Annotated in this window: 17 protein-coding genes, 5 tRNA genes and 1 other annotated feature; all 22 genes read left to right on the top strand. The window is 47.9% G+C overall.

Annotation, left to right across the window (positions count from 1 at the left end; translation table 11 throughout):
* Positions 1–24: 24 nt before the first annotated feature.
* The 22 genes from ispF to rplL all read left to right on the top strand — a co-directional run bounded on the left by ispF (position 25) and on the right by rplL (position 13,004).
* Positions 25–504 carry a 2-C-methyl-D-erythritol 2,4-cyclodiphosphate synthase gene (ispF, locus tag ACZOWY_RS00585; protein WP_484391519.1) on the top strand — a complete coding sequence of 160 codons (480 nt, stop codon included), beginning with the start codon at positions 25–27 and terminating at the stop codon, positions 502–504.
* A gap of 141 nt (positions 505–645) precedes the next feature.
* The gene (gene gltX, locus ACZOWY_RS00590) at positions 646–2,118 is read left to right on the top strand and encodes a glutamate--tRNA ligase (protein WP_484391524.1); all 1,473 of its coding nucleotides are present in this window, start codon (positions 646–648) and stop codon (positions 2,116–2,118) included.
* Positions 2,119–2,138: 20 nt separating this feature from the next.
* Positions 2,139–3,584, top strand: a complete 1,446-nt coding sequence (gene cysS, locus ACZOWY_RS00595; RefSeq protein ID WP_484391528.1) for a cysteine--tRNA ligase — start codon at positions 2,139–2,141, stop codon at positions 3,582–3,584.
* Positions 3,569–4,048, top strand: a complete 480-nt coding sequence (locus ACZOWY_RS00600) for a Mini-ribonuclease 3 (protein ID WP_484391532.1) — start codon at positions 3,569–3,571, stop codon at positions 4,046–4,048. Before cysS ends, ACZOWY_RS00600 begins: the two co-directional genes overlap by 16 nt.
* A gap of 56 nt (positions 4,049–4,104) precedes the next feature.
* Positions 4,105–4,830: an FAD-dependent thymidylate synthase gene (gene thyX / locus ACZOWY_RS00605; protein ID WP_484391536.1), complete on the top strand. Its 726-nt coding sequence runs from the start codon at positions 4,105–4,107 to the stop codon at positions 4,828–4,830.
* Between the two features lie 122 nt (positions 4,831–4,952).
* On the top strand, positions 4,953–5,702 hold the full coding sequence (gene rlmB / locus ACZOWY_RS00610; RefSeq protein ID WP_484391540.1) for a 23S rRNA (guanosine(2251)-2'-O)-methyltransferase RlmB: 750 nt from the start codon (positions 4,953–4,955) through the stop codon (positions 5,700–5,702).
* The gene (locus tag ACZOWY_RS00615) at positions 5,699–6,211 is read left to right on the top strand and encodes an NYN domain-containing protein (RefSeq protein WP_484391543.1); all 513 of its coding nucleotides are present in this window, start codon (positions 5,699–5,701) and stop codon (positions 6,209–6,211) included. Before rlmB ends, ACZOWY_RS00615 begins: the two co-directional genes overlap by 4 nt.
* Before the next feature lie 147 nt (positions 6,212–6,358).
* Positions 6,359–7,099 carry an RNA polymerase sporulation sigma factor SigH gene (gene sigH, locus ACZOWY_RS00620; protein ID WP_484391547.1) on the top strand — a complete coding sequence of 247 codons (741 nt, stop codon included), beginning with the start codon at positions 6,359–6,361 and terminating at the stop codon, positions 7,097–7,099.
* A gap of 176 nt (positions 7,100–7,275) precedes the next feature.
* Positions 7,276–7,734, top strand: a complete 459-nt coding sequence (gene brxF / locus ACZOWY_RS00625; RefSeq protein WP_484391552.1) for a BREX-3 system P-loop-containing protein BrxF — start codon at positions 7,276–7,278, stop codon at positions 7,732–7,734.
* 15 nt (positions 7,735–7,749) lie between these two features.
* A complete protein-coding gene (locus tag ACZOWY_RS00630; RefSeq protein WP_484391556.1) occupies positions 7,750–8,853 on the top strand; it encodes a 6-phosphofructokinase in 1,104 nt (367 codons plus the stop codon).
* A 128-nt stretch (positions 8,854–8,981) separates the two neighbouring features.
* Positions 8,982–9,057 (top strand) — tRNA-Thr (locus ACZOWY_RS00635).
* A 12-nt stretch (positions 9,058–9,069) separates the two neighbouring features.
* Positions 9,070–9,154: transfer RNA gene (locus tag ACZOWY_RS00640), tRNA-Tyr, on the top strand.
* Between the two features lie 6 nt (positions 9,155–9,160).
* A tRNA-Met gene (locus tag ACZOWY_RS00645) sits at positions 9,161–9,236 on the top strand.
* 13 nt (positions 9,237–9,249) lie between these two features.
* Positions 9,250–9,325: transfer RNA gene (locus tag ACZOWY_RS00650), tRNA-Thr, on the top strand.
* A gap of 6 nt (positions 9,326–9,331) precedes the next feature.
* Positions 9,332–9,408, top strand: a tRNA-Met gene (locus ACZOWY_RS00655).
* Positions 9,409–9,571: 163 nt separating this feature from the next.
* Positions 9,572–9,721 (top strand): 50S ribosomal protein L33, encoded by a 150-nt coding sequence (gene rpmG, locus ACZOWY_RS00660; protein WP_093729277.1) that lies wholly within the window; start codon positions 9,572–9,574, stop codon positions 9,719–9,721.
* A 40-nt stretch (positions 9,722–9,761) separates the two neighbouring features.
* The gene (secE, locus tag ACZOWY_RS00665; RefSeq protein ID WP_484391558.1) at positions 9,762–9,986 is read left to right on the top strand and encodes a preprotein translocase subunit SecE; all 225 of its coding nucleotides are present in this window, start codon (positions 9,762–9,764) and stop codon (positions 9,984–9,986) included.
* Positions 9,987–10,025: 39 nt separating this feature from the next.
* A complete protein-coding gene (gene nusG / locus ACZOWY_RS00670; protein ID WP_484391561.1) occupies positions 10,026–10,631 on the top strand; it encodes a transcription termination/antitermination protein NusG in 606 nt (201 codons plus the stop codon).
* A gap of 18 nt (positions 10,632–10,649) precedes the next feature.
* Entirely contained in the window at positions 10,650–11,075 is a 426-nt protein-coding gene (rplK, locus tag ACZOWY_RS00675; RefSeq protein ID WP_484391565.1) for a 50S ribosomal protein L11, read from the top strand.
* A 57-nt stretch (positions 11,076–11,132) separates the two neighbouring features.
* Positions 11,133–11,837, top strand: coding sequence for a 50S ribosomal protein L1 (gene rplA / locus ACZOWY_RS00680; RefSeq protein WP_484391569.1), 705 nt, complete (start codon positions 11,133–11,135; stop codon positions 11,835–11,837).
* An 18-nt stretch (positions 11,838–11,855) separates the two neighbouring features.
* Positions 11,856–12,000: a sequence feature (ribosomal protein L10 leader region), on the top strand.
* Between the two features lie 38 nt (positions 12,001–12,038).
* Positions 12,039–12,569, top strand: coding sequence for a 50S ribosomal protein L10 (gene rplJ / locus ACZOWY_RS00685; RefSeq protein WP_484391573.1), 531 nt, complete (start codon positions 12,039–12,041; stop codon positions 12,567–12,569).
* Between the two features lie 60 nt (positions 12,570–12,629).
* Positions 12,630–13,004, top strand: coding sequence for a 50S ribosomal protein L7/L12 (gene rplL / locus ACZOWY_RS00690; protein ID WP_484391576.1), 375 nt, complete (start codon positions 12,630–12,632; stop codon positions 13,002–13,004).
* The last annotated feature ends 238 nt before the right edge of the window (positions 13,005–13,242 follow it).

Below are 13,242 nucleotides of genomic sequence, written 5' to 3' on the forward strand. Positions count from 1 at the left end.
AATTTCGAATCAAGGTGATTTTTAATGCAGTTTCGGATAGGAACCGGTTTTGATGTTCACGCTCTTGTGGAGAACAGGCCTCTGATTCTGGCGGGTGTACAGATACCGTATGAAAAGGGCCTGTTGGGACACAGTGATGCGGATGTGGCGCTGCACGCGCTGATGGATGCATTGCTGGGCGCGGCAGGCAAGGGGGATATAGGAAAACATTTTCCTGATACCGATGTCAGATTTGAAGGCGCTGACAGCCGCTGTCTTTTGCGTTCGGTTGTTGAGCTGCTGAAGAAAGACGGCTGGCAGGTCAATAATGTAGACGTAACCATTATTGCGCAGCGGCCGAAATTGGCGCCGTTTATTGCAACTATGCGGGCACTGGTCGCGAGTGACCTGGGCGTAACGGAAGATGCGGTGAATATAAAAGCGACGACTACGGAAAAACTCGGCTTTACCGGAAGAGGCGAAGGTATTGCTGCCGAGGCAGTGGCCAGTATCATAAGGGCCTGAGGTCTGCGTGGCTTTTGCGATGTAAGTTACGACAGCCGGGTACGTTTTCTGTCAGGCTGTCTGCATAAGGCTTATAACAGATTACTAATATAGTAAATAAATATAGAAAAAGTTTGAATATCATTTTTGGAGGGATTTTCAATGTCACAGGAAATTCGTGTACGCTTTGCACCAAGCCCGACGGGGCCGTTCCATATCGGCGGCGCCCGGAGCGCTTTGTTTAACTGGCTGCTGGCCAGAAAACTGGGCGGCAAGATGGTTCTTCGTATTGAAGATACGGACCGGAAACGCTCTACGCCGGAATCTGAGGAAAATATTAAAAACTCATTAAGATGGCTGGGCATGGACTGGGATGAAGGCGTTGACGTGGGAGGCCCGTACGGCCCGTACCGTCAGATGGAACGGCTGGATATTTACAAAAAATATACAGACCAGTTATTGGCGGAAGGGAAAGCCTACTATTGTTACTGTACGCCGGAAGAACTGGAGGAAGAGCGGCAAAGTCTTCTGAAAGAAGGAAAGATGCCCCGGTATATGGGAAAATGCAGGGAACTGACGCCGGAACAGATTGCAAAATATGAAGCGGAAGGCCGCAAGCCTTCCGTCCGTCTGCGTGTACCGCCCAATGAAAAGATCGTTGTCCACGATCTGATCCGGGGCGATGTGGAATTTGATTCCAACGGAATCGGGGATTTTGTCATTGTCAAGTCTGACGGGATTCCTACCTATAACTATGCGGTGGTAATTGATGACAGCCTCATGCATGTGACCCATGTAATCCGTGCGGAGGAACATTTATCCAATACGCCCAGGCAGTTGCTGGTCTATGACGCGTTGGGCTTTGAAAAACCGGTATTCGGCCATGTTTCCCTGATTCTGGGAACCGACCATACGAAGATGAGCAAACGGCATGGCGCAACGTCTCTGGATGCGTACCGTCAGAAAGGCTATATTCCGGCCGGTCTGAATAATTTCCTTGCGCTGCTGGGCTGGGCTCCTCCCGGGGAAAAAGAAATCTTTACCATGGAAGAGGCGATCCAGGAGTTTTCGTTGGACCGCGTAGCCAAAAATCCGGCAGTTTTCGACTTTAAGAAGCTGGACTGGATCAACGGCCAGCATATCCGCAGAATGACACCTGAAGCGTTCTGGGAACTGGCTGTGCCGTTTATGAAAGAGGCTGACTATATGACCGGCGAAGAGGACGGCGCAAAACTGGAATGGCTTAAGAAGGTTGTGGCTACCGCCCAGACCCAGGTTGATTACGGCGCCCAGATTCCGGAAAAAGTTGCTATGTATTTCAGTGATGACTTTGATTTTGAAAACGAAGAAGCCGCTGCGGTACTGAAGGAAGAAACGGCGCCCATGGTCATGAAGGCTTTGCTGGAAGAATTGAAAGCATTGCCGGAACTGAACCGGGATACGGTAAAGTCAGCGTTTAAGAAAGTCCAGAAAGCCAACAAGCTGAAAGGACAACAGGTCTATATGCCGATCCGGGTTACCCTGACAGGGAACCAGCACGGTCCGGAACTGGCGGAGATGATCCCCCTGTTCGGACTGGAACGCACGGAAAAACGAATCTTAAAGAGTCTGGAAAAAGCAGGAGTTTCTTTATAACTGACAAGGAGTAATACAGAATGGCAATCAAAGTGTATAACACGATGACACGCAAAAAAGAAGAATTTGTTCCTAAGGTTCCGGGGAAAGCAAGCATTTATGTCTGCGGCGTAACTCCGTATAACCATCCCCATATCGGCAATGCCCGTCCCTTTGTGACATGGGATGTGATTCACCGTTTTCTGGAGCATGAAGGGTATGACGTGCTGCATGTCCAGAATTTCACCGATGTGGATGACAAGATCATCAATACGGCAAATGCGGAAGGCGTGCAGTGGAGCGATATCTGTGGACGTTATATTGAGTCCTATTTTGAAGTGATGGACAAGCTGAATGTCCGCCGTGTGCAGATCTATCCCCGGGTATCCCGGCATATCCCGGACATTATCAATACGGTACAGGCGCTGATCGACAACGGGTTTGCTTACGTCGTGGACGGCGATGTGTATTACAGCGTGGAAAAATTCCCGCGTTACGGCTGCCTTTCCGGCCGGGACCTGAATGACATGCTGGCAGGGGCCCGGGTGGATGTGGACGACCGGAAACAGAATCCCATGGACTTTGCCCTGTGGAAAGCGGCCAAACCCGGTGAACCGGCCTGGGATTCCCCCTGGGGTAAAGGGCGGCCCGGCTGGCATATTGAATGCTCTACCATGAGCATGAAATATCTGGGCTCTTCCTTTGATTTCCACGGCGGCGGCAGCGATCTGATCTTCCCGCACCATGAAAATGAAATCGCCCAGTCGGAAGGAGCCACCGGTGTCCATCCCTTTGTGCGTTACTGGCTCCATAACGGGTTTATCACTGTTAATGAAGAAAAAATGTCAAAATCCCTTGGCAATTTCTTTACGGTAAAAGATATTCTGGAACATTTTGCTCCGGAAACGTTACGCTTCTTTATTGTTTCTACCCATTACCGCAGCCCGCTGGACTTCAGCGATGCCCGTCTGAAAGAAGCAGATGCAAGCTTACAGCGCCTGCGTACGGCAAAGGAAAATCTGGCAGCCCTGCGCAAGGTGATCAGCGGAGGTCCCACAGACGAAAGCATGGCGCTTCGCGGCAAGGTGGAACAACTGCGCAATGATTTCATGGAAGCCATGCGCGACGATTTTAACACGGCGCTTGCCATCAGCCATATGTTTGCCCTGGCAAAAGAAATCAATGTGTATAAAGCGCAGACCGATTCCGGCGATGTGGCCCCGGACGGAAAATTAGTGGACATGATGACCAAAGTGTTTGCGGAATTCTGCTCCATTATCGGCGTGTTGGAAGGCGAAGCGGAAGCTGCAGGGAATGATGATGATGGCGGACTGACGGAACAGCTGATGCAGCTGCTGCTGGAATTGCGCCAGGATGCCCGTAAGGCTAAAAACTATGCCCAGGCGGATGCCATCCGCAATAAATTGGGCGAGCTGGGCATCGTGATTGAAGATACGCCCCAGGGCGCACGGTGGAAAAAGCAGTGAAATTTATCCGCTTTCAACAATTAAAACAGCAGGCTTTGGCAATTTGTCAGGAAGAAGGAAGACCGCTGCCTGACCCAGGTCAGATGAATCCCATCGTGTTGGCGCTGATCGGAGACAGTGTGTTTACGTTTTATGTCCGCATGCGCCTGCTGCCGGTGTCCAGTCATGTGCAGGTGATCCACACGATTGCTGCCAAAATGGTATCTGCTGTGATGCAGGCTAAAGCAATGCACGTTTTGGAAGCCGGCTTGTCTGAGAAGGAAGCGGCGGTCGTGCACCGGGGGCGCAACGCCAAGTCGATGGTCCCTAAAAGCGCCAGTGTCAGTGAGTACCGCGCGGCTACTGCATTTGAGGCATTGTGCGGCTGGCTTCTCCTGACAGATCAGGAAGAGCGCCTGAAAGGGTTCGTGGAACAGGCATTTCAGGTGATTTCCCGGGAAATGCAGGAACAGACAACAAAGTGAATCGCAGTTTTAATTTTTAAATACAGAATCAATAATTAGTAAGGGGAGGGACTATCATGAAGGTTGTATTGATACGACATACTCCGGATCCGGACAAATCAGTGGCTTTAAGCGCACGCTTATGTTATTCTCCTGTCGGAGTAACAGAACTGCAGGAAAAGATGAGTGATGAAGAAGCGGCCCGGCTGGTGCGCATGCTGGTCCGCATGGGACATTTTTCGCCGATTGAACATGTGACCTTTACTTTTGCGATTGAAGGGGTTTCCCGCGTGCTGACGCATCAGCTGGTCCGCCACAGGATCGCTTCCTATTCACAACAGTCCCAGCGATATGTAAAAGCACATAATTTTAAAACAATTATGCCGCCTGCAGTTGCGGCAATTCCGGAAGCGAAGGCTAAATTTGAAGCATGCATGCAGAATCTGCAGGATCTGTATAATGATCTGACTGACAATTACGGTATCGCCAATGAGGATGCCCGTTATGTGCTGCCGAATGCGGCGGAAACCAAGATCGTCTGCACGTTCAATGCCCGTTCGCTCTATAATTTCTTTAACCTGCGTTGCTGCAACCGGGCACAGTGGGAAATCCGTGAACTGGCCTGGAAGATGCTGACGGAATGCCGTAAAGTGGCCCCCATATTGTTTGAAAAAGCGGGCCCTGACTGTGTAGCCAAAGGTACCTGTAAAGAAGGAAAGATGAGCTGCGGTATTTTGCCGAAAGTAAAAGAGTTTCAGGCGGAAGGCAAAGATGTTGCGGAATTGTTTTTACCGGGGAAATAGTTAATATAGTGCAGGTTCATGTTTTTTATCCGGCGGTATTTCTGCTTCCGGTTTGATTAAGGAGAAACTGATTAAACCGGTTTGTCCGATGGAACAGCCAGTTTTCCCTTAAAGGAGCGTTTATGAAAGAAGAAATCGTTGCCGGGCGTAATGCAGTGTTTGAGGCATTGTCCAGCAAACGTCCGGTCAATAAGATTTTCATTAAAACGGGGCCGCAGGGCGGAACCCTGGTAAAAATTATCGCGGCGGCACAGGACGCGGCGGTTCCGGTAGAATATGTACAGCCTGAAAAATTGGACAGGATGGCTCCGGGCATACGTCACCAGGGGATTGTGGCGCTGGCGTCTCCTATAGCTTTTAGTTCTTTGGAGACGGTTCTGGAACGGGCTGCGTCCCGGAACGAAATGCCGTTTCTGCTTCTGCTGGACGAATTGCAGGATCCTCAGAATGTGGGTGCCCTGATTCGCAGCGCTGACGCTGCCGGGGTACATGGTGTCTTATTGCCAAAACGGCGAAGCTGTCCGCTGAATGCAGTTGTGGCAAAAATTTCAGCCGGGGCAATTAACTATGTGCCTGTGGTGCAGATCGGTAATATTGTCCAGACGTTGCAAAGTCTTAAAGAACAGGGGTTCTGGGTTGCCGGGGCAGATATGGACGGGGAATGCCTGTATTTTGATGCGGATCTGTACCGCCCTGTTGTGTTAGTAATTGGCGCGGAAGGAAAAGGACTGGGACGCCTGGTAAAAGAAAATTGCGACATGCTGGTCCGGATGCCTATGCAGGGTGGTGTAAATTCGCTGAACGCTTCGGCGGCGGGGGCGATCCTGATGTATGAAGTTGTAAGGCAGCGGATGCAGAAGGCTGCGAAATGAAAGAATATTATCTGGTTGACGGATATAATGTCATCAACAACTGGCCAGATTTTGCAGGGGTACGGGAAAAAGATCTGGAACATGCCCGTGCAATTCTGACGGATAAAGTGGCGGAGTTTGCTGCGTTTCATGGGTACGATGCGGTAGTCGTATTTGATGCGATGGACGCAAAAGGACCGGAAGCAACAGAACAGACCGGCGGCTGCACGGTAGTTTATACTGCTGAGCAGGAAACGGCTGACAGCTGGATTGAACGGGAAACATACCGGATTTCCAGAAAAGGCATGAAGGTTTTTGTTGTGACCAGTGACAAGGCCGAGCAGGACAACGTGCTTGGTTCCGGGGCATTTCGAATCTCTGCCCGTGAGTTTCGGGAAATCTATTATAAAACGAAAAAGGAAATAAAAGAAAAAATAGACAGACTGCCGGGTAATACAAGCCGTCGGGAATTAGGCGGCCGTATTGGCGGCGAAGTAGCTTCGCATCTGGAAAAGATAAGGCGGGGATAATCCTGCTTCGGGATATTTTTCATGGAAGATAGCGGACGTCAGATCACCCTTTGTTGACGTTAGCAGAGCCTGTCGTGTATAATAAGATATCCTGAAGAAAGTTTTGCTGCCTGTCCGGGGAAGATTATAGTAATCATTATCAGGTTAATGGAAGGTGAAAGACAGATGAACGGGGTAACCGGCGATCCCTATGCAAGATTTTCCGATATGCCGGATGAAGATATTGTTGAGCTGGCAAATACGGAGAATAATGTATTAGCCCAGGAGTACCTGTTGCACAAGTACCGGAATTTTGTGCGGGGGAAAGCAAAAAGCTATTTCCTGATCGGTGCGGAGCGGGAAGACATTATTCAGGAAGGCATGATTGGTTTATATAAAGCAATCCGCGATTTCAAAAAGGATAAACAGGCTTCATTTCGTTCTTTTGCGGAATTATGTGTGACCCGGCAGATCATTACGGCGATTAAAACCGCCACCCGGCAAAAACATATTCCGTTGAATTCGTATGTTTCTTTGAATAAACCTATCTACGAACAGGATTCGGACCGGACCCTTCTGGATGTGATATCCAACGGAACAAAAGTCGTGAATCCGGAAGAGATGATTATCCGGAGAGAAGAATTTTTTGAAATTAAGAATAAGCTGAACACGGTTCTCAGCGGTCTGGAATGGGAAGTGTTCATGAATTATCTGGATGGTAAATCCTATCAGGAAACAGCCAGGGAACTGCACCGGCATATTAAATCGATTGACAATGCGCTGCAGCGTGTCAAAAGAAAGGTGGAAAAATATAAGGAGGCCCATACGGGAGATTCTGATATACAGACGGTATGTTCCTGTATACTTTCCATAGAACCCCGTAAGCGGGAAGGCAAAAAGAAAAGCTGAAGTGAATGAAACTGATAAATGTGAAACAAACTGTTGTATTGAAGTGAAGAATAGTATAAAATATAATTAGCGTTAAAGGATTTTATCCGGAAACAACGAATTGGATTGTTATAGATATTAAATGGTTCCGGCATTTCCAAATATTGATCTGCTAACAGATTTAGGAGGTAATTAAAATGAGTCAGACAGAAGAATTCGTAAAGATTGTAGAGGCAGCAAAAGAAGCAAAAGGAGTTATTTTTGTAACCGGCAAGCCTGGCAGCGGTAAAAGCAAGGTCCTGCGCGAAGCTGCCGAGGACAAGAAGTGGGATTATGTTGATTGCCGTTTGCTGATCAGTGAAGAGTTCCTGGCAGTTCCGAAAGAAGAACGGAATGTAAAAGCGCCGGCTATGATGGCAGAAGCGCTTGCCAGTTATAATTCAGATGTTATCTTATTAGATCGTTTACAGACTTTATTTGTGCCGGTATTTAATCTTGATGTTGCATCGTTGCTTAAAGAACTGGGGCAGCAGTTTGTTCTGGTTGCCGCCTGGCCCGGATATGTAAAAGACGGTATGCTGTGTTATGATAAATTTGACGGGACCGAATCCATCCGGATCCCGCAGGATGGTTTTACCATTTGGAATGTTGATTGATTACTGGGGAAATGTATGATAAATGTCAGAGGAACATTGGCTGTCCTGACCGGGGGCGGCGACTGCCCGGGGCTTAATGCCGTACTGAACGCTGTCGTTAAGGCAGCTTTGGGACATGGGTATCAGATTTACGGCATTGAAAACGGCTTTAACGGATTGATAAAGAACAGGATGAAACTCCTGACTTATGATGATGTTTCCGGCATATTGCCGCGGGGTGGTACAGTTTTAGGTACGACTAACCGTGACAATCCGTTTAAATTCGCGCACGTGGAGAAGGACGGGTCTGTCACGTATACGGACGAAAGCGAAACGATCGTAAAGAATCTGTCAAAACGCGGTATTGAAACGCTGATTGTTATCGGCGGGGACGGCAGCCTGGCAATTGGAGCACAGCTTTCCCGGGAATGCGGTGTAAAAGTGATTGGGGTGCCCAAAACGATAGACAACGATCTGCCATGCACGGAACGGACCTTCGGATTTGACACGGCCATGGCAGTGGCGACGGAAGCGGTGGACCGGCTCCACAGCACGGCGGAATCGCATCACCGTATCATGATTCTGGAAGTCATGGGACGCTATGCCGGCTGGATTGCCCTGCATTCTGGTGTTGCAGGCGGAGCTGATGTGATTCTGATTCCGGAAATTCCCTATCACCTGGATGCGGTTGCCAGAAAAATCCTCAAACGCCAGCAGGACGGAAAAATGTTCAGCATCGTTGTTGTGGCGGAAGGCGCAAAGCCGGAAGGCGGTGAAATGACAGTTGCCCGCATTGTCAAGGACAGCTTTGAGCCAATCCGGTTAGGCGGGGTCGGTAATAAACTGGCACAGCAGTTGGAAGAACTGACAGGGATCGAAGCCCGTTGCACAATATTGGGTTATCTGCAGAGGGGCGGTTCGCCGACAGCCTTTGACAGGGTGTTATGCACACGGTACGGGGTAGCGGCGATTGAAGCGTGTATAGCGGGTAATTATGATGTGATGGTTTCCCTGCATAATGATTCCATTGTGACAGTTCCGCTGCAGGATGCCGGGAGAAAACCCAGGTCGGTTACGCTGGATAATGAAATCGTAAAAGCTGCCAGAGCTATTGGGATTTGCTTTGGCGATGAAAAGTAAAAAATCGAAGGACGCACCTGTCTGAATGGATGCGTCCTGATTTTTTGAGAAATTTGTCAAATAAATTATAAAAAACAGTTGACAAACTCTGCCGTTTCATGTATTATACTTACTGTCACTGAAATCATGCTGACATAGCTCAACAGGCAGAGCAACGGTTTTGTAAACCGTAGGTTGTAGGTTCGATTCCTATTGTCAGCTCCAGAAGATTTTAATGGAGAGGTTCCCGAGTGGCTAAAGGGAGCAGACTGTAAATCTGCCGCGTTTCGCTTCGTTGGTTCGAATCCAACCCTCTCCACCATTTTATCGCGGGGTGGAGCAGTTGGTAGCTCGTCGGGCTCATAACCCGAAGGTCGCTGGTTCAAATCCGGCCCCCGCAACCATATTGTTAATGATGCTGATGTAGCTCAGATGGTAGAGCGCATCCTTGGTAAGGATGAGGTCACCAGTTCAATCCTGGTCATCAGCTCCATTATAAGGCGGCATAGCTCAGTTGGCCAGAGCAAGCGGTTCATACCCGCTGTGTCCGCGGTTCAAATCCGTGTGCCGCCACCAATTTGCTTAAAGACTCATGCAGAAACGGTTGCATGAGTTTTTTATTTGTATTTGCATTTTTTAAAAATACGTAAATTTATTGACAGAAAAAGGTAACTGTGGTATTATCATTCAGTGACAATTTAGTTTACCTGTATTTTAGAGTTCGAAAGAGGTGGCAAGAATGCGTACGTTAATTACTTTGGCATGCACTGAATGCAAACAGAGAAATTATCAGACCAACAAAAACAAAAAGAACGATCCCGACCGCATCGAGATTAAAAAGTACTGCAAGTTCTGCAAAAAGCATACTACTCATAAAGAAACCAAATAAATTTGGTTTGGCGGTGTCTGGATAGCAAGGATGTGAAATAATGACCGTTCCGGAAACTACTTCAACCAACGAAATAAGTACGGTGGGAAAGGTTACGGGATTCATAAAGGAATCGAAAGCAGAACTGCAGAAAGTTACGTGGCCGACAAAGCAGGAACTGTTCATGAATACTATTGTAGTATTGGTTGCGGTAGTATTGGTTGCGGTTTGTATCTGGATAGCCGACACAGTCTTTTCTGTTCTGATCAGAACCATTTTGCGGTAAGGCGTATAAGGAGGAAGGGAGTCCGCTCCCGCTGAAAAAATGGACGAAAATAAAAATGCTGAAACGCTGGAAAAAGGAAAACGGCATTGGTATGTCATCCATACTTATTCCGGTTATGAGAATAAGGTCAGTACAAATCTGGAACGCAAGGTTGATTCTCTGGGGCTGAGTGATAAGATTTTTCATATTATGATCCCCATGGAGAATGAAGTTGTAGCTGATGAAAATGGTACCAAGCGGATCGTAACCCGTAAGGTTTTTCCGGGTTATGTGCTGGTTGAGATGATCATAGATGACCGCACCTGGTATGTGGTCAGGAACACACCTGGCGTTACCGGGTTCGTCGGGCCTGATAACAAACAGCCGGTTCCGTTATCCGACGAAGAGGTGAAACGTATCCTGGCTGCCAGTGTAAACGGTCAGGGGCTGCAGGAAGAGGATGATACTGTTCAGCCGAAGGCGAAGCCTCAGATTAATTTGCAATTACAACAGAGAGTCCGCCTAAAAACAGGCCCGTTTGCCAATTTTGAAGGCGTTGTTTCGGCAATTGACAGAGAACGCGGCAAATTGAAGGTACTGGTTGATATGTTTGGGCGCGAAACTCCTGTTGATATTGATTATACCCAAGTGGAAGAAATTGAATGATAAGGAGGTGTAAGAAACATGGCAAAGAAAGTTGCTAAGGTTGTTAAGTTACAGGTTCCTGGCGGTAAAGCTACTCCGGCACCTCCGGTTGGTCCTGCACTGGGCCAGGCTGGCGTTAACATTATGGCCTTTGTAAAGGATTTCAATGCCCGTACTGCGCAGCAGGTTGGTTTGATCATCCCTGTTGAGATTACGGTATTTGAAGATCGTTCCTTTACGTTTATTACCAAGACCCCGCCTGCAGCAGTGCTGCTGAAAAAGGCTGCCGGTCTGGAAAAGGCTTCCGGCGAACCGAACAAGAAAAAGGTTGCTACCCTGAGCCGGGCGAAAGCACGCGAGATTGCTGAAAGCAAGATGCAGGATCTGAACGCAGCGGATGTGGAAGCAGCTACCCGCATGATTGAAGGCACTGCCCGCAGCATGGGAATTGTTATTACTGATTAATATCAGTTGTAAGAAGTGGGAGGCGGAAGCCGTTTGTACCACAAGGAGGAATTTATTATGGCAAAAAAACACGGCAAAAAGTATGTTGACGCGTTAAAACTGATTGAAGAAAACAAACTGTATTCTCCGAAAGAAGCAGTAGAACTGGTAAAGAAAACTACCGTTACCAAGTTTGACAGTTCTGTTGAAGCATCTTTCCGTCTGGGCATCAACCCGAAATATGCTGACCAGCAGGTTCGCGGTGCGATGGTACTGCCCCATGGAACCGGTAAATCCAAAAAGGTCCTGGTATTTGCGGAAGGCGCAAAGGCTGAAGAAGCAAAGGCTGCCGGTGCGGATTATGTTGGCGGAGACGATCTGGTTGCAAAAATCCAGGGTGGCTGGTTTGACTTTGAAGTCTGCGTAGCGACCCCGAACATGATGGGTAAGGTTGGCCGTCTTGGTAAGCTGTTAGGCCCGAAAGGCTTAATGCCGAACCCGAAGGTTGGTACCGTAACCATGGACGTGACCAAGGCTCTCAATGAGATCAAAGCCGGTAAAGTTGAATACCGTGCGGACAAAGCCGGTAACGTACAGGCGATGATCGGCAAATCTTCTTTCTCGGAAGAAGCTCTTCTGGATAACTATATTGCGTTAGTTACTACGTTGATCAAAGTTAAGCCCTCCGGAGCAAAAGGTCAGTACATTAAGTCTGTTACCTTATCTACCACCATGGGCCCTGGCATCAAGATTGATGTCCTCAAAGCAGACAGCGCGAAATAATCCGGAACCCAAATTTTAAATCAGAAGATAATCGGGCCACAGACAGCAGGTGCGGATGCGCAAGTGCAGAACAGCACGCCTGCCGAGGCTGGAGACGTTAAAGATAGATTAGTTCTTTCACGACCTCCGGCTGCTTCGGCCGAGAGGTCTTTTTGATTTATAAAAGTAAGTCAAAAATCTGAAAGAAGGAGGTGCAACTCATTGAAAACAAAAGCAGAGAAACAGGCTCAGTTAGCTGAGATCAAAAATGTTTTTGCTGAAGCTAAAGGAGCCGTACTGGTTGATTTTAGCGGTCTGACTGTTGCGGAAGACACGGAACTGCGTCGTAAGGTTCGCGAAGCCGGTGCTTCTTATACCGTTTACAAAAACACGTTAATTGCTCTGGCAGCAAAAGAATACGGCCTGGATGACCTGGCTCCCGTATTGGAGAAGAATACTGCAATTTGTTCTTCTACCCAGGACGCTGTAGCAGCCTGCAAAGTAATGTGTGATTTTATTAAAGATCATAAAAAGATGCAGCTGAAAGCCGGCGTTGTAGAAGGCAAAGTTGTTACGGTTGATGAAGTTAAGGCCGTTGCAGCACTGCCGCCGAAAGAAGTGCTGGTTGCCAAAATGCTGGGCAGCCTGAACGCTCCTATTTCCGGTCTGGTACGTACTCTCAACGGAACCGTTGCAAAAATCGTATATGCGTTGGACGCTGTACGCGAACAAAAAGAAAAACAGTCTGCATAAGGCATGGCTGAAACAGATTTTAAATTATTAAAAAAATTAACTGATATGGAGGAAATTATAATGAATAAAGATCAGATTATTGAAGCTATTGAGAAAATGACCGTATTAGAGCTGGCTGAACTGGTAAAGGCTCTGGAAGAAAAATTTGGCGTATCCGCTGCTGCTCCTGTTGCCGTTGCTGCTGCTGGTGCTGCTCCGGCTGCTGCTGCTGCTGAAGAAGAACAGACCGAATTCGACGTAATCCTGAAAGAAGCTGGTCAGGGCAAGATCAATGTAATCAAAGCTGTTCGCGAAATCACCGGTCTGGGCCTGAAAGAAGCTAAAGCTCTGGTTGACGGCGCTCCGAAAGCTGTTAAAGAAAAAGTTTCCAAAGCTGATGCTGACGAAGCAAAAGCAAAACTGGAAGCTGCTGGCGCAACTGTTGAAATTAAATAATTTTCGCTTTGCGATATCAAGACCGGTCTACAGTAGGCCGGTCTTATTTTTTTATATACACACCGGAATGACTTTTGCTATTGCAAAATAAGTGTTGACAAAGTATCTGGTGTTGTGGTATCATTATTTACCACAATTATGCTTTTTGTGTTTGTGACCAAAATGCAGGCTTGACTACAACGGCCAGATAGTGTAGTGGTTCACATCGGCTGCCATATCGTAGGGATGAAGTACGTTC

Source organism: Succiniclasticum sp., from assembly GCF_056977735.1.